This is a genomic window from Salipaludibacillus daqingensis, assembly GCF_029891575.1.
GTDB classification, from domain to species: Bacteria; Bacillota; Bacilli; order Bacillales; family Salisediminibacteriaceae; genus Salipaludibacillus; species Salipaludibacillus daqingensis.
This window is the reverse complement of the sequence record NZ_JARZHF010000001.1, coordinates 354,124-369,735: the sequence shown is the minus strand read 5'-3', so window position 1 is coordinate 369,735 and position 15,612 is coordinate 354,124. Positions and strand designations below refer to the sequence as shown.

Genomic DNA, 15,612 nt, shown 5'->3' with positions numbered 1-15,612 from the left:
AATGAAAAAAGAACGGATTGATGTCCTAGTTGTAGAAAAAGGACTTGCAGAAACGAGAGAAAAAGCAAAAAGAACGATTATGGCAGGATTGGTTCTTGCTAATGGAGAAAGAATAGACAAGCCTGGAACGAAAGTAAGTATTGATACAGAACTGACTTTGAAAGGTCAAGTGATGCCTTACGTAAGCCGTGGGGGATTGAAGTTAAAGCGAGCAATTGATGTATTTTCTTTTGACCTTAAAGATAAAGTTGTATTAGATATTGGATCCTCTACAGGCGGATTTACAGATTGTGCCCTCCAGGAAGGAGCAAAACTTGTTTATGCTTTGGATGTTGGGTACAATCAGTTGGCTTGGAAATTAAGGCAAGATGATCGCGTGATCGTCATGGAGCGAACGAACTTTCGATATTCTTCGATAAATGATTTTAAAAGTGGTCGACCTGATTTTGCTACGATTGATGTTTCTTTTATTTCATTGAAGCTAATTTTACCAGTTTTAAAAGACATATTATCCGAAAATGGCGATGTTTCAGCTCTTATTAAACCTCAATTTGAAGCAGGAAGAGAAGAAGTAGGAAAAAAAGGTATTATTAGGGATAAGAAAGTACATTTAAAAGTGGTTAAAAAGATCGTTAGCTTTTGTGAAGAAATTGGTTTTTCCGTTCATGGATTGGTACCCTCTCCGATTAGAGGTGGAGAAGGAAACATAGAATTTCTTTTACATCTTCGTCACCAATCAGGGGAAGAGTTTTTCTCAGAAGAAAAAATGAATAACGTGGTTGATGGTGCTCATCATTCCGAATGAACAAATAAAGAGACAGATGATAATCAGATGTCTCTTTTTCTCATGACTTTCAAAAACAATCAGTTGAGGCCTTTCCTCTTAAATACGTTAATGCGTATCAGAAGTAACGGTAAGGTAAAAGCGTATGTTTATTCATTTATTGTATAATTATGAGGTTTCGTTTATAATAAATAAAGCGACTTCAACTGAATGGATTAAATGGAGGTTATACACATGAACAAAGGTCAAAGGCATATTAAAATTAGAGATATCATAGCAAATCAAGAAATTGAAACTCAAGACGACTTAGTAGAACAACTTCGAGAGGCAGCATTTAACGTTACTCAAGCAACGGTTAGCAGAGATATAAAAGAACTTCACCTCGTGAAAGTTCCGATGATGGATGGAAGATACAAGTACAGTTTGCCATCAGATCAACGTTTTAACCCACTGCAAAAGCTGAAACGAGCATTGATGGATAGCTTTGTTTCCATTGATCATACAAACAATATGATTGTCATGAAAACTTTACCAGGAAATGCCAATGCTGTTGGTGCTTTAATTGATAATTTAGATTGGCATGAAATAATGGGCAGTATTTGTGGAGATGATACGATTTTGATTATTTGTCGTTCGGAAAACGATACGAGTTTAATTAGCGAAAGATTTTTAAATATGTTGTAACACCCTCGAAAGTTAAGGTTATTTATGGAGGTGGAAAATATGTTATTGGAACTTTCTATTCGTAATTTTGCAATCATTGATGAAATCACGGTGCCATTTGAAGAGGGTTTAACAGTAATGACAGGTGAGACAGGGGCAGGAAAATCGATCATTATTGATGCCATCGGCCTATTAATCGGTGGAAGAGGTTCTGTCGATTATGTTCGTCATGGCAGTAAACGTGCAGAAATTGAAGGCGTATTCTCAGTTGAAGATCATATGTCAAAAGAATTGATCAAGCTAATAAAAGACTTGGATATTTCGTTAGACGAAGAAGAAACAATTGTTTTAAGGCGTGAAATGACAACACAAGGAAAAAGTATCTGTCGAATAAATGAAAAATTAACAACGCTTGCCGTTTTGAGAGAAGTTGGACAATTACTTGTAGATATTCATGGTCAACATGAACATCAAAAATTATTGCAAACCGACAAGCACTTATTATTTTTAGATCGATTTGCGGAATCTGCACTTACAAAAACAAAAAAAGAGTATGAAAAACTTTTTCAACAGTTCCAAAAGAAAAGAGAGCAGCTGATGCAATTAACTGAAAGCGAACAACAAATGGCTCAGCGACTTGATTTAATTCGATATCAATTCAAAGAAATTGATGAGGCAGAATTACAACCAGATGAAGATCTATCCTTAAGTGAAGAAAGAAAAAAATTATCCAATAGTGAAGACTTATACCAAACTGTACACGGCACATATGAATCATTATATGGCGATGGAAAAGGTCTCGAATGGGTCATGGCTGCAATGAATCAAATCGAAGAAGCGGCTTCAATGGATCCAGCGTTACATAACCTGCATGAAACAATTGCTAATTCTTATTATTTACTTGAAGAGTCGTCTTTTTCTTTAAGGGAATATTACGAGGGGATTGAATTTGATCCGGAGCGGTTAAATTCAATCGAGGCTCGTTTAAGTGAAATTAGCCAATTAAAAAGGAAATATGGAGAAACCGTTAACGACATTTTAGAATATGCGACAACAATTGAAGAGGAAATGGATGCGTTAACAAATCGTGAACAGCGTTTTTCACAATGGGAGAAAGAACTAGTTGCTTGTGCAAAGGATTTATCCATAGAGGCAAACCACTTAACTGAGTTAAGGAAAAAACACGCTAAAAAACTGATATCTTCTATTAAAAAACAATTAGATGATCTTTACATGAAAGACACAATTTTCGATATCGAATTTGATACAAAAAAACAAACCGATCTTTCAGTAAATGAACTGATAAAAAATTCTCCATTTAGAAAATCTGGGATTGACTATGTTTCGTTTATGGTTGCAACAAATAAAGGAGAACCATTAAAACCATTAGCAAAAGTTGCTTCTGGAGGTGAGATTTCCAGAATGATTTTAGCATTGAAATCAATCTTGGCGAGACATGAAGGTGTAACCTCACTCATTTTTGATGAAGTAGATACAGGTGTTAGTGGTAGAGTTGCCCAGGCAATCGCTGAGAAAATTCAACATATTTCTGTTGGATCTCAAGTATTATGTATTACTCATTTACCTCAAGTTGCAGCTATGGCGGATACGCATTTGTTTATATCTAAAGATGAAATAAATGGAAGAACAATTACAAAAGCTCAACCATTATCGCTTAACGATAAAACGGAAGAGATTAGTCGTATGATTTCTGGTGTTGAAATAACTGATCTTACTCGGGAACATGCGAAAGAATTATTGGCTCAAGCTGCAAAAATGAAAACTTAATGATTATTTTCCATGATAAAACTAACCAAATGAGGTTAGTTTTTTTCTTTACGAGAGGTTATAAATGTGCGATTTAAAGGCAAAATTAGTATTACAGCCATGGTGGAGGTGAAGGAAAAGTCGAGGAGAGTGAAAAGGTTGAATCATGGATGGATCCGAAAGGCGACAGGAATACTTCTCCTTGTCATTCTGTTTTTCATTGCATTTTACCCACCTATACAAAAGTATGTTCAAATTCCTCATGAAGTTGCTCTTTTTGAAGGGCAAATGATGGAGCTTCCAAGCACAGTCTCTGTATTAAATTATGATGATTCATCTATTGATTATAACTCTGAATCAGACCAAACTATAGAAGCCATGAACCACTCACAAAGCTCTGTAGTAATGGGGATAAATGGTTTTCCTATTCGGTCGATGGACGTAACCGTTCATCCAGAATTGAAAATAGTCCCAAGTGGTGAATCGATAGGTGTTCGCGTTCAAACAGACGGCGTTTTGGTTGTAGGGCATCACTTAATGGATACGGGTGCAGGAAAAGTATCTCCTGGAGAAGTATCAGATATACAAGTAGGAGATATGATCATGAAAATGGATGGGAATGACATAAAGGAAATGAGTGACATTCAACCGTTAGTGCAAAAAGCGGGTGAAAAGAAAACATCAATAAAATTTGAAGTGAAAAGAGATGGAAAAATAATTGAAAAAGAACTAACTCCGGTAAAAGCTAAAGGAGATGGAAGATTTCATTTAGGCTTGTATATACGTGATTCGGCTGCTGGAGTTGGAACGCTAACATTTTATGAACCGAAATCTGGGAAATACGGAGCGTTAGGTCACGTAATATCTGATATGGAAACAAAAGAACCGATTGAAGTAGGCGATGGTGAAATTATTAGATCTAATGTTACGTCTATTGAAAAAGGATTAACTGGAGAACCTGGGGAAAAATTAGCCCGCTTTTCAAATGAAAGAAAAGTTATAGGTAATATTACCAAAAACTCAGAGTTCGGAATTTTCGGAAAAATAAAAAAGGGAATGGAAAATGAAACGAAATTAGAGCCCAAGGAAATTGGACTAGCAGATCAAGTGCAGGAAGGTCCTGCCGAAATTTTAACCGTGCTTGAAGGAGAAGAAGTGAAACGGTTTGAAATTGAGATCATCAACAGTACACCTCAAAAGTTCCCGGCAACAAAAGGGATGGTAATCAAAGTTACGGATGATGAACTGCTAGAAAAAACAGGTGGAATTGTCCAAGGAATGAGCGGAAGTCCCATCATACAAAACGATAAAATAGTCGGTGCTGTGACGCATGTATTTGTTAATGATCCAACGAGTGGATATGGTTGTCATATTGAATGGATGTTACAAGATGCTGGCATTGATATTGAAAGTGAAGAATGGAAAGAAGCAGGATAACTTTATATCGTTACTCTGAAGCACCTATTTCAAAAATAGGTGCTAATTTTATATAAAAAAGGGGATGTTTTTGTCATTCAGAATCGTATGTTATAATAGGTCTATAAAGAATATTCGACAAAAGAGCAGTTTTTACCGATATTAATCGAATAACGTCGAAAAAAAGAGTATTCGAGACTAAACTGAAGAAAAGTAAAGATTTTTAAGAAAAAATCAAAAAATTAAAGGAAAAATAAATGAGGTGTCGAATAGAGAGGATAAGACAATTTTAATCATGATTATTGGGGAGGCAAAAATAAGTGAGTAATTTAAAAGTGTGTGTGGCAGATGACAATCGAGAATTAGTGAATTTGTTAGAGGACTATATTGACTCTCAGGAAGATATGGATATAGTTGGGAAAGCATTTAATGGTCAAGAATGTTTAAATGTAGTGGAAGAAGTGCAGCCTGATGTGTTGATTTTAGATATTATTATGCCCCATTTAGATGGCTTAGCTGTTTTGGAGAAATTACATAATATGAATTTGGAAAAAAATCCAAATATTATTATGTTAACAGCATTTGGTCAAGAAGATGTGACTAAAAAAGCAGTTGAGCTAGGAGCTTCTTATTATGTGTTAAAGCCTTTTGATATGGATACACTTATGAATAAAATTAGAGATGTGTCAGGTCAAGGGACGACCACTTATGGACGTCGGTCAACACAAACAGCAGCGGAGATGAGACGTGAGAATAAACCAATGAACTTGGACGCGAGTATTACAAGTATCATTCATGAAATTGGTGTACCAGCTCATATTAAAGGATATATGTATTTAAGAGAAGCAATTACAATGGTATATAACAACATAGAACTTTTAGGCTCAATTACGAAAGTTCTTTATCCAGACATCGCCAAAAAATTTAATACAACAGCTAGCAGGGTAGAACGTGCAATTCGTCATGCGATTGAAGTGGCTTGGAGCAGAGGAAATATTGAATCCATTTCAAAAATGTTCGGATACACTGTAAATGTATCGAAAGCGAAACCAACGAACTCAGAGTTTATTGCCATGGTTGCCGATAAATTGCGCATTGAACATAAAGTAAGTTAACTAGTAAAAAAGGCCGTTTCAAAAGTTTAAACTTTTGAAACGGCCTTTTCTTATTTTTGAAAACGTGGGGCTACTTTATTATTTTTACGATCTCGATGTAGAATAAATCCTCCGATAAACCATACCCCAGCAACGAGGAAAATAATGCCCGCGAGAAATTGAAAATAGTGTGAACCATAAGGCCAATTTAAAATTTGAAATAATGTATCTCTCATTAATTTAATTCCATAACCTGCAATAAATGCTGGAATTAATAAAATGGTAAGGGCGATAAAGCGTTGAACAGTCATGATTCCATTCCTTTCTCCTTAAATCTCTTCTCCTATTTTATACTATATAAAAAACGAAGTCGAGAAAGAGAATGCATGAAAGACCCCAATGCAAATCTTTCGCATCATGACAGATGAAAATAATTTATTCTTACTGACGAAGGTAAGTGGAAGCTATGCTTGTACTCCAACGGAAGAAGCGCTCAGAAATGACCGCACAGTGCGTCAACTCGGAGAGGGTGATTGATTAAAGAAGACACCGTGAATCCAAGCAAAATGAAGCAGGAGTTCACTCTGCTGTATTTTTATTTTCATGGGTATAAACTTTTGCTATAAGGAAAAAAAGTGTATAGTGAAGTGGGCGGATTGAAAAAAATTGCATGGTATTGTCAAAATCAAAGGGGGAATAACGGTGAAGCGAGTTGTGTTGATTGGCGCAGGAGATGGGGGATCCGCTATATTAGATGTCCTCTCTGAGACAGACCATTTAGAAGTGATTGGTGTTGTCGATAAAGATCCAAATAGTTTGGCTAAAATAAGAGCTTTGAAACCTGCGATCCTTTTATTTGAAGACTGGAAATTGGCAGTGAAACAGTTATCTCCTATCGATGTGATTATCGAAGTGACTGGAAATCAACAACTGTATAGTGATATTAAGGAGCATCTAACAGACAATTCCATTACTGTGATACCAAGTTCAATTGCTTCTATTATGTTTTATTTAATGGAAGAAAAAGAACAGTTGTTAGAAGAAGTAAAAAATCATAATGAGAAAATGAATAATATATTAAATTCCACCCATGATGGAATGATTGCCATTGACCAAAGTGAACATGTCACGCTAATTAATAAAAGAGCGGAGGACATTACAGGTCTATCTCGTTTGAATGTATTAGGAAAAAAGATAACTGATGTGATGAAAACGAGTGAATTACCAAGAGTGTTACATACGAAAACAAGTGAAAAAAATCGAAAACAAGTTCTTTCTCAAGATCGTTCCATTATAACGACGAGGGTACCGATGTTTAATGAAGGCCAACTTATCGGTGCGTTAGCCGTATTTCGCGATATTACAGAAATTGTTAAAATGGCAGAAGAAGTGACAAATTTAAAAAGTATTCAAACGATGCTTGAGGCTATTATTTTCTCTTCAGATGATGCCATTTCTGTCGTTGATGAAAATGGTAAAGGGTTATTGATCAACCCAGCTTATACGAGAATAACCGGACTAACAAAAGAAGAAGTTATCGGAAAACCAGCCACAACGGATATTTCCGAAGGCGAAAGTATGCATATGCAAGTATTAAAGACTAAAAAGCCCGTCCGCGGGGTGAAAATGAAAGTAGGTCCTTTCCGAAAAGACGTGATAGTCAATGTTGCACCTGTTATTGTTGATGGCATATTAAAAGGAAGTGTTGGTGTCGTTCATGATATGTCTGAAATGGAAGAATTAACTCATGAATTAGAAAGAGCAAAAAAAATTATTAGAACGTTAGAAGCGAAATACCATTTTGAGGATATCATAGGTAATTCAGCTGAATTAACATTTGCGATTCAACAAGCAAATGTTGCTGCAGGAACACCTGCGACCATTTTTTTAAGAGGTGAATCTGGAACAGGGAAAGAACTGTTCGCCCATGCGATACATAATAAAAGTAGTCGAAAATATAATAAGTTTATTCGAGTGAACTGTGCAGCAATTTCTGAATCATTATTAGAAAGTGAATTATTTGGCTATGAAGAAGGAGCATTTTCAGGAGCTAAAAGAGGTGGAAAAAAAGGATTATTCGAAGAAGCGAATAACGGAAGCATTTTTCTTGATGAAATTGGAGAACTGTCGTCAAATATGCAGGCGAAACTTTTAAGAGTACTCCAAGAACATGAGATCGTTCGTGTTGGAGGGACGAAACCTGTTGATATCGATGTCAGAGTGATTGCTGCAACGAATGTAAACATTGAAAAAAAGATGCAAGAAAAGGTATTTCGTTCTGATCTATATTACAGGTTGAATCGCATGCCAATTTATATTCCTTCTTTAAGGGAAAGAAAAAGCGATCTTTTGGACTTATCTCTTCATTTATTAACAAAATTGAATCAAGACTACGGGAGAAGTGTAGAAACGATATCAGAACAGGCTTTGAAACGACTAATGGAATATGAATGGCCGGGGAATGTAAGAGAGTTAGAAAATGTGTTAGGGCGAGCAATGATACATATGCATTATGCTGAAAAGGAAATTAATGAAAAAAACTTGCCAAAACTAAATGGGTTAGCTGTTAATAATGATTCTGACAATTTTGAGTTGGCCAAAGCTAGTCCTAATGACATGTCACTGCAAGAACAAATGAATAAGCAAGAGAAAATGATTATTCATCATGCTTTGTTACAAAACGATGGTAATAAAACAAAAGCTGCAAAGTTATTACGAGTATCACTAAGAAATTTGTATTATAAAATTGATAAATACAACTTGTAAGGAAATATGTGTAACGCATTTTGTGCAAATAATTGCACGCAAAATATTGCGTAACATGAAATATTTTGCGTGGGTATCTGAGTGCAAGTATATCGATGAAAGCGTTATCAAGTTATATAACCTCTTGGCATGATTATTGCATCTAAATTATATTAAGGTGGGGTTAGTGAATGATGACTGAAAGGTGGAAAGATATGAATCTTGAAAGTTTGGTTAAAGCGATTCAAAAACAACCAGAACAGAAAACGATTGCTATTGCTCACGCCACAGACCCTTCTTTATTTGAAGCGGCAAAAAAAGCAATGGAGAAAAAATTAGCCTCATTTATTTTTATTGGGCCTAAAGAAGAGATGGACAAAGCGAAAAAAAATGTTTATTTTAATGAGTATGAAATGGAGCAGATAGAGTGGGCTTATACGCAAGATAGCCTATCATCAGCAAACAAAGCTGTTCAATGTGTGAAAAATGGAAAAGCGCATGCCTTGATGAAGGGAATGGTTTCAACCTCTGTGATATTAAAAGCTGTGTTAAATAAGGAAAACGGGTTAAGAACTGGCAATATTCTTTCCCATTTAGCAGGATTCTCGATGCCAGCGAGTTCTAAGTTACTTTTTGTAACTGATGCAGCGATGAATATCTCACCTGACTTAAAAGAAAAAGCACAGATCATTGAGAATGCTGTACAATCCTTAAGAAAAATGGGATTCAACAGGCCAAAAGTTGCTGTCATTGCTGCAGTAGAAACTGTAAATCCAGCGATGCAAGCAACAATCGATGCAGCTGCACTAACACAAATGAATCGTAGAAACCAAATTCTCGAATGTGATATTGATGGACCACTCGGTTTCGATAATGCAGTATCAGAAGAAGCGGCGACTCAAAAAGGAATTACTTCTAGTGTCGCAGGTAAAGCAGATATCCTAATGGTTCCAACAATTGAAGTAGGAAACGTATTGTACAAATCATTGACGCACTTTGGTCAAGCTATAGTAGGTGGGATGATATTAGGTGCAAAAGCTCCAATTATATTAACGTCTCGCTCAGACTCAGCTGATAGTAAGTTATTTTCTATGGCTATGGCTTTAAGTGCTGCAAAATAATTACGGATAAAAACTTTCTTAGGGGGAATAGAATCATGGAATTATTTAAGTATATGGAAATGTATGATTATGAACAGACTGTTGTATGTCAAGATAAGGAATCGGGACTGAAAGCAATTATTGCTATTCACGATACAACATTAGGTCCGGCGCTTGGTGGCACTAGAATGTGGACATATGAATCAGAAGAAGCTGCGTTTGAAGATGCACTTCGATTGGCAAAAGGGATGACATATAAGAATGCTGCAGCAGGTTTGAATTTAGGTGGTGGAAAAACGGTCATTATTGGTGATCCACGAAAAGATAAAAACGAAGCAATGTTTCGGGCATTCGGAAGATTCATTCAAGGTTTGAATGGTCGGTATATTACGGCGGAAGACGTAGGAACTACCGTTGAAGATATGGATTTGGTTTATTCAGAAACAGAATATGTAACGGGAATTTCTCCTGCATTCGGATCATCGGGGAATCCATCTCCAGTGACAGCTTATGGCGTTTATGTTGGTATGAAAGCGGCAGCAAAAGAAGCTTTTGGTGATGATTCACTTGAAGGGAAAACGATTGCTGTTCAAGGAGTAGGAAATGTGTCTTATCAATTGTGTCGGCACCTCCATGAAGAAGGAGCAAAATTAGTAGTGACGGACATTAATAAAGAACCTGTTAAAAAAGCAGTAGAGGAGTTCGGCGCAAAAGCTGTTGATATTAATGACATCTATGCCGTTGACTGTGATATCTTCTCTCCTTGTGCTTTAGGAGCCATTATCAATGATGAAACAATTCCGCAATTGAAAGCCAAAGTTATTGCTGGTGCAGCTAATAACCAGTTAAAGGAAACAAGACATGGTGATATTATACAAGATAAAGAAATCGTTTATGCCCCTGATTACGTGATAAACTCAGGTGGTGTAATCAATGTGGCTGATGAATTAATCGGCTATAACCGTGACCGTGCTATGAAAAAAGTTGAAACAATTTATGATAGTATTTCTAAAATTTTTGAAATTTCAAAACGAGATAAAATTCCATCATACGTTGCAGCGAATCGTATGGCCGAAGAAAGAATTGAAACAATGAGAAAATCAAGAAGACAATTTTTAACGAATGGCATGAGTATATTAAGCCGTGGAAGGTCTTAACGGTAATAGAAAAAACTGTCCCCCTTCTTTATTAGGCTCTGTTATCGTTTCGTTATGATAACGAAAATCAATATTATTCTTTAACAGATCTCTTTTATTTAAGAAGGGGGCCAAGTTATTAAGCTTTTCCATTGCGTTTGGAGGGAATACAAGTGGAACATCAAGAATTTCGCATTTTATCTATTAATCCAGGGTCTACTTCAACGAAAATTGCTGTATATGATAATGAGATTGAAATACTGGAAGAAACGATTCGTCATGACCGAGAATCTTTAAGTGCCTTTGATTCCATTATTGATCAATATATGTTTAGAAAAGAGATGATTCTTAATATACTAGATCAAAGTGGAATTAATCTCTCTAAGTTGTCAGCAGTTGTTGGACGAGGAGGGTTACTTCGACCGATAAAAGGTGGAACATACAAAGTTAATGAACAAATGTTAAAAGACTTACGTCAAGGCTATTCTGGGCAGCATGCATCGAATTTAGGTGGAATTATTGCTAATGAAATTGCTGAGCAGTTGAATATTGAAGCATATATCGTCGATCCAGTTGTTGTAGATGAATTAGATCCTGTTGCGAAAGTATCAGGTTTTGCTGACTTTGAAAGAAAAAGTATTTTTCATGCACTTAATCAAAAAGCAGTGGCGCGAAAAGTATCGGCCGATATGGGTCGAGCCTATGATGAGTTGAATTTGATCGTTGTACATATGGGTGGTGGTGTAACCGTTGGTGCGCATAGAGGAGGGAAGGTCATTGATGTAAACAATGGACTTCACGGAGAAGGGCCTTTTTCACCAGAAAGAGCAGGAACGGTTCCAGCAGGGGATCTCGTATCCATGTGCTTTTCAGGAGAGTATTATCCAGACGAAATTATGAAAAAAATTGTAGGTCAAGGTGGTTTAGTCGGATACCTCGGAACAAATGATGCCGTAGAAGTGGAAAATCGAATATCTAAAGGGGACGAGCAGGCTGAATTAGTTTATGAGGCAATGGCTTATCAAATTGCTAAAGAAATTGGCAGTAATGCAGCAGTTTTATCAGGGGAGGTAGACGCTATCGTTTTAACTGGTGGTTTGGCTTATGGAAAAGAATTTGTCCATAAAATCGTATCTCGTGTAAAATGGATATCAAAGGTCATTATAGAACCAGGAGAAAATGAGATGCATGCCCTTTCAGAAGGAGCGTTGCGAGTGTTACGTGGAGACGAGAAACCAAAAGATTATGTTGTGTAAATAAAACTTGACCATTAAAATTATTTTGTAGGAGGGATTTTTATGGCTAAAGAATATGACCTGGTCATATTAGGAGCTGGTACTGGTGGATATGTTGCTGCTATACGTGCTTCTCAACTTGGGTTAAAAGTTGCGGTTGTGGAAAAAGAAAAGCTAGGAGGAACATGTCTCCATCAAGGATGTATTCCTAGTAAAGCTTTTTTACGCAGTGCAGAAGTGTTTAAAACGGTAAAAGAAGCGGAAGAATTTGGGGTTATTAGCGAAAAACCTTCTTTAAATTTTATTAAAGTTCAAGAAAGAAAAACAAAAATCGTTGATCAACTTTACAAAGGTGTCCAACATTTAATGAAAAAAGGAAAAATTGACGTATTTGAAGGTTTTGGTCGAATTCTTGGGCCGTCTATCTTTTCACCAACATCTGGAACGATTTCTGTAGAGAATAATGATGGAACGGAAAATGAAATGTTAGTTCCTAAAAACGTGATTATCGCTACTGGAAGCAAGCCTAAATCACTTCCAGGATTGGTTTTAGACGAAAAGGTGATTCTTTCTTCTGAAGGTGCTCTTCGACTTGAAGAATTACCAAGCTCATTGACAATTATTGGCGGTGGTGTTATCGGGATCGAATGGGCATCAATGTTTGCTGATTTTGGAGTCAAGGTTACAGTATTAGAGTATTTAGACCGGATTTTGCCATTTGAAGATGAAGAAATTTCAAAAGAAATGCAACGTTCTTTAAAGAAAAAAGGGGTAAAAGTATTAACGAGTGCAAAAGTAATTTCTGATAATATATCAGTTGCTAACGATGATGTAACAGTTTCATATGAACATAAAGGTGATACAAAAGAAATCACTACAGATAAATTACTCGTTTCAGTAGGGCGCTCTGCTAACGTTTCTGATGTAGGTTTGGAAAATACAGATATTCAAGTGAAAGATCATGTGATCTCTGTTAACGAACACTATCAAACGAAAGAATCCCACATCTATGCAATTGGTGATGTGATTGGCGGTTTACAACTGGCACATGTTGCTTCACATGAAGGGATTGCAGCAGTTGAACATATCGCGGGAAACAATCCTCATCCTGTTGAAGAAGATATGGTAGCGAAATGCACGTATTCCTCTCCTGAGGTAGCAAGTGTTGGAATGACAGAAAAAGCAGCGATTGATAGAGGTTTCAAAGTGAAAACAGGAAAGTTTCCATTTAAAGCAATAGGAAAAGCACTTGTTCATGGAGATACTTCAGGATTTGTGAAATTCGTTTCAGACGCGAACACCGATGACCTTTTAGGAGTACATATGATTGGTCCTCATGTAACGGATATGATTTCTGAAGCAGCATTAGCAAAAGTATTAGATGCTACTCATTGGGAAGTAGCAGACACGATACACCCTCACCCAAGTTTGTCAGAAGCGATTGGTGAAGCGGCTTTAGCAGTGGATGGGAAAGAAATTCATGGAGGATAAGATTTCTACTATTGAAAAAGAAACCTTAAAGTTGACTTGAGAGAAATGAATACAATATTTTAGATATGATTTGAAGGAGGTCTTTTAATGAGTAAGCTTCGTCATCATGATATTGGTTTGAAAGATGAAGATGTCCTTAACATGTATGAAACGATGTTAATGGCGCGAATGATCGATGAAAGAATGTGGTTGTTAAATAGAGCAGGGAAAATTCCGTTCGTTATTTCTTGTCAAGGGCAAGAGGCAGCCCAAGTAGGTGCTGCGATGGCTTTGAATAATACGAAAGATTATGTTTTACCATATTACCGTGATTTAGGAGTTGTGCTTGAATTTGGTATGACAGCGAAAGACATTATGCTGTCAGCATTTGCAAAAGCAGAAGACCCGAACTCAGGAGGAAGGCAGATGCCTGGACATTTTGGTTCGAAGAAGAACAGGATTGTTACCGGATCTTCTCCTGTAACAACGCAAGTTCCTCACGCTGTTGGATTTGGTTTAGCTGCAAAAATGAAGAAAGAGGATTTTGTTGCTTTTACAACATTTGGTGAAGGCTCCTCTAACCAAGGAGATTTCCATGAAGGGATCAACTTCGCAAGTGTTCATGATTTACCTGTGATTTTCATGTGTGAGAATAATAAATATGCGATATCTGTGCCTTTAGATAAACAATTAAATATTGAAAAAGTCTCTGATAGAGCTGTAGGATACGGTATTTATGGTGAATCGGTTGATGGCAATGATCCTTTAGCTGTTTATAAAGAGGTTTATGACGCAAGAAAACGGGCTCTTAATGGGGAAGGTCCGTCTATTATCGAAACGGTTTCTTATCGCTTAACTCCGCACTCAAGTGATGATGATGACAGCGTTTATCGAGCGAGAGAAGAAGTGGAAGCAGCTAAGAAAATTGATTCGATTCATACGTTTGGTTCTTATTTAAAGGAAATTGGGATTTTATCGGATGAGATTGAACAAGATATCCGCGCTAAGCTCCGTCGAGAAATTGACGAAGCAACGGATTATGCGGAAAAAGCTCCATACGCAGAACCAGAATCCATGATGAATCATGTATACGGAGAGGAGTGATCATATGCCAGTAATGTCTTATATCGAATCAATTACTAGAGCAATGAAAGAAGAGATGGAAAGAGACGATAACGTATTTGTATTAGGAGAAGATGTTGGAAAACGTGGGGGCGTTTTTCGCGCAACAAATGGATTGTATGATCAGTTTGGTGAGGAGAGAGTCATTGATACTCCTCTTGCAGAATCAGCTATTGCAGGTGTGGGAATAGGTGCTGCGATGTACGGTATGAGACCAATTGCAGAAATGCAGTTTGCAGATTTCATTATGCCGGCAGTCAATCAAATTGTCTCGGAAGCAGCTAAGATTCGGTACCGCTCAAACAATGATTGGATTTGTCCGATTACATTTAGAGCGCCTTACGGTGGTGGTGTTCACGGAGCGCTATACCATTCTCAATCAGTGGAAGCACTGTTCGCAAATGTGCCAGGCCTGAAAATTGTCATGCCTTCCACTCCATATGACGCAAAAGGATTATTAAAAGCAGCTATTCGTTCCGATGATCCTGTATTGTTTTTTGAACATAAACGGGCTTATCGCCTCATTAAAGGGGAAGTCCCAGACGAAGATTACACCCTGCCAATTGGTAAAGCCGAAGTGAAAAGACAAGGAGAGGACATTACTGTAATCACCTATGGACTTTGTGTACATTTTGCTCTCCAAGCGGCAGAGAACTTAGCCAAGGATGGATATGATGCTCATGTACTTGATCTTCGCACGGTCTATCCACTTGATAAAGAGGCAATTATTGAAGCGGCGAAAAAGACAGGTAAAGTGTTGTTACTTACAGAAGATAACAAAGAGGGAAGCATCATAAGTGAAGTATCAGCGATTATTGCTGAAAATTGCTTATTTGATTTGGATGCTCCTGTAGAACGTCTTGCAGGTCCAGATGTTCCGTCCATGCCATATGCACAACCTATGGAGAAAAACTTCATGGTTAACCCAGATAAAGTCGAAAAAGCAATGCGTGATTTAGCAGAATATTAAAAAGTTGATAATATGATTTTGTTAGAGGACAGTATTGATTAAATATGTTTACGTTGGCCCGAATGGAAACTTCAAATAGAAGAACATATAGGGTTTCGCATCGATCGTTT

General features: G+C 36.9%; 13 protein-coding genes. 12 read left to right on the top strand and 1 reads right to left on the bottom strand.

Annotated features, from left to right (window positions below; genetic code table 11):
* Position 1: 1 nt before the first annotated feature.
* The 5 genes from QDN89_RS01880 (at position 2) to spo0A (ending at position 5,745) form a co-directional block, all read left to right on the top strand.
* Positions 2-805 carry a TlyA family RNA methyltransferase gene (locus tag QDN89_RS01880; RefSeq protein ID WP_425335360.1) on the top strand — a complete coding sequence of 268 codons (804 nt, stop codon included), beginning with the start codon at positions 2-4 and terminating at the stop codon, positions 803-805.
* A 213-nt stretch (positions 806-1,018) separates the two neighbouring features.
* Positions 1,019-1,468: a transcriptional regulator AhrC/ArgR gene (ahrC, locus tag QDN89_RS01875; protein WP_280768380.1), complete on the top strand. Its 450-nt coding sequence runs from the start codon at positions 1,019-1,021 to the stop codon at positions 1,466-1,468.
* Between the two features lie 39 nt (positions 1,469-1,507).
* The gene (recN, locus tag QDN89_RS01870; protein WP_280768379.1) at positions 1,508-3,235 is read left to right on the top strand and encodes a DNA repair protein RecN; all 1,728 of its coding nucleotides are present in this window, start codon (positions 1,508-1,510) and stop codon (positions 3,233-3,235) included.
* Between the two features lie 129 nt (positions 3,236-3,364).
* On the top strand, positions 3,365-4,651 hold the full coding sequence (gene spoIVB, locus QDN89_RS01865) for a SpoIVB peptidase (RefSeq protein WP_280768805.1): 1,287 nt from the start codon (positions 3,365-3,367) through the stop codon (positions 4,649-4,651).
* Positions 4,652-4,950: 299 nt separating this feature from the next.
* Positions 4,951-5,745: a sporulation transcription factor Spo0A gene (gene spo0A, locus QDN89_RS01860; RefSeq protein ID WP_280768378.1), complete on the top strand. Its 795-nt coding sequence runs from the start codon at positions 4,951-4,953 to the stop codon at positions 5,743-5,745.
* Between the two features lie 50 nt (positions 5,746-5,795).
* Here the strand turns inward: spo0A and QDN89_RS01855 are convergent, their stop codons facing one another.
* A complete protein-coding gene (locus tag QDN89_RS01855) occupies positions 5,796-6,035 on the bottom strand; it encodes a DUF2627 domain-containing protein (protein ID WP_280768377.1) in 240 nt (79 codons plus the stop codon).
* A gap of 391 nt (positions 6,036-6,426) precedes the next feature.
* On the opposite strand from QDN89_RS01855, the gene QDN89_RS01850 reads away from it, so the two are divergent.
* The 7 genes from QDN89_RS01850 (at position 6,427) to QDN89_RS01820 (ending at position 15,502) form a co-directional block, all read left to right on the top strand.
* The gene (locus QDN89_RS01850) at positions 6,427-8,490 is read left to right on the top strand and encodes a sigma-54 interaction domain-containing protein (RefSeq protein ID WP_280768376.1); all 2,064 of its coding nucleotides are present in this window, start codon (positions 6,427-6,429) and stop codon (positions 8,488-8,490) included.
* Between the two features lie 170 nt (positions 8,491-8,660).
* A complete protein-coding gene (locus tag QDN89_RS01845; protein WP_280768375.1) occupies positions 8,661-9,590 on the top strand; it encodes a bifunctional enoyl-CoA hydratase/phosphate acetyltransferase in 930 nt (309 codons plus the stop codon).
* Between the two features lie 35 nt (positions 9,591-9,625).
* The gene (gene bcd, locus QDN89_RS01840; RefSeq protein ID WP_280768374.1) at positions 9,626-10,726 is read left to right on the top strand and encodes a branched-chain amino acid dehydrogenase; all 1,101 of its coding nucleotides are present in this window, start codon (positions 9,626-9,628) and stop codon (positions 10,724-10,726) included.
* Positions 10,727-10,878: 152 nt separating this feature from the next.
* Complete coding sequence (buk, locus tag QDN89_RS01835) at positions 10,879-11,961, top strand: butyrate kinase (protein WP_280768373.1); 1,083 nt, start codon at positions 10,879-10,881, stop codon at positions 11,959-11,961.
* 42 nt (positions 11,962-12,003) lie between these two features.
* Entirely contained in the window at positions 12,004-13,431 is a 1,428-nt protein-coding gene (lpdA, locus tag QDN89_RS01830) for a dihydrolipoyl dehydrogenase (protein WP_280768372.1), read from the top strand.
* Positions 13,432-13,518: 87 nt separating this feature from the next.
* A complete protein-coding gene (locus QDN89_RS01825; RefSeq protein ID WP_280768371.1) occupies positions 13,519-14,514 on the top strand; it encodes a thiamine pyrophosphate-dependent dehydrogenase E1 component subunit alpha in 996 nt (331 codons plus the stop codon).
* Between the two features lie 4 nt (positions 14,515-14,518).
* Positions 14,519-15,502 carry an alpha-ketoacid dehydrogenase subunit beta gene (locus tag QDN89_RS01820; protein ID WP_280768370.1) on the top strand — a complete coding sequence of 328 codons (984 nt, stop codon included), beginning with the start codon at positions 14,519-14,521 and terminating at the stop codon, positions 15,500-15,502.
* The last annotated feature ends 110 nt before the right edge of the window (positions 15,503-15,612 follow it).

Coding starts and splice junctions, on each gene's coding strand:
- QDN89_RS01880 (WP_425335360.1), top strand. CDS start 2: ATGAAAAAAGAACGGATTGATGTCCTAGTTGTAGAAAAAGGACTTGCA.
- ahrC (WP_280768380.1), top strand. CDS start 1,019: ATGAACAAAGGTCAAAGGCATATTAAAATTAGAGATATCATAGCAAAT.
- recN (WP_280768379.1), top strand. CDS start 1,508: ATGTTATTGGAACTTTCTATTCGTAATTTTGCAATCATTGATGAAATC.
- QDN89_RS01855 (WP_280768377.1), bottom strand. CDS start 6,035: ATGACTGTTCAACGCTTTATCGCCCTTACCATTTTATTAATTCCAGCA.
- QDN89_RS01845 (WP_280768375.1), top strand. CDS start 8,661: ATGATGACTGAAAGGTGGAAAGATATGAATCTTGAAAGTTTGGTTAAA.
- bcd (WP_280768374.1), top strand. CDS start 9,626: ATGGAATTATTTAAGTATATGGAAATGTATGATTATGAACAGACTGTT.
- lpdA (WP_280768372.1), top strand. CDS start 12,004: ATGGCTAAAGAATATGACCTGGTCATATTAGGAGCTGGTACTGGTGGA.
- QDN89_RS01825 (WP_280768371.1), top strand. CDS start 13,519: ATGAGTAAGCTTCGTCATCATGATATTGGTTTGAAAGATGAAGATGTC.
- QDN89_RS01820 (WP_280768370.1), top strand. CDS start 14,519: ATGCCAGTAATGTCTTATATCGAATCAATTACTAGAGCAATGAAAGAA.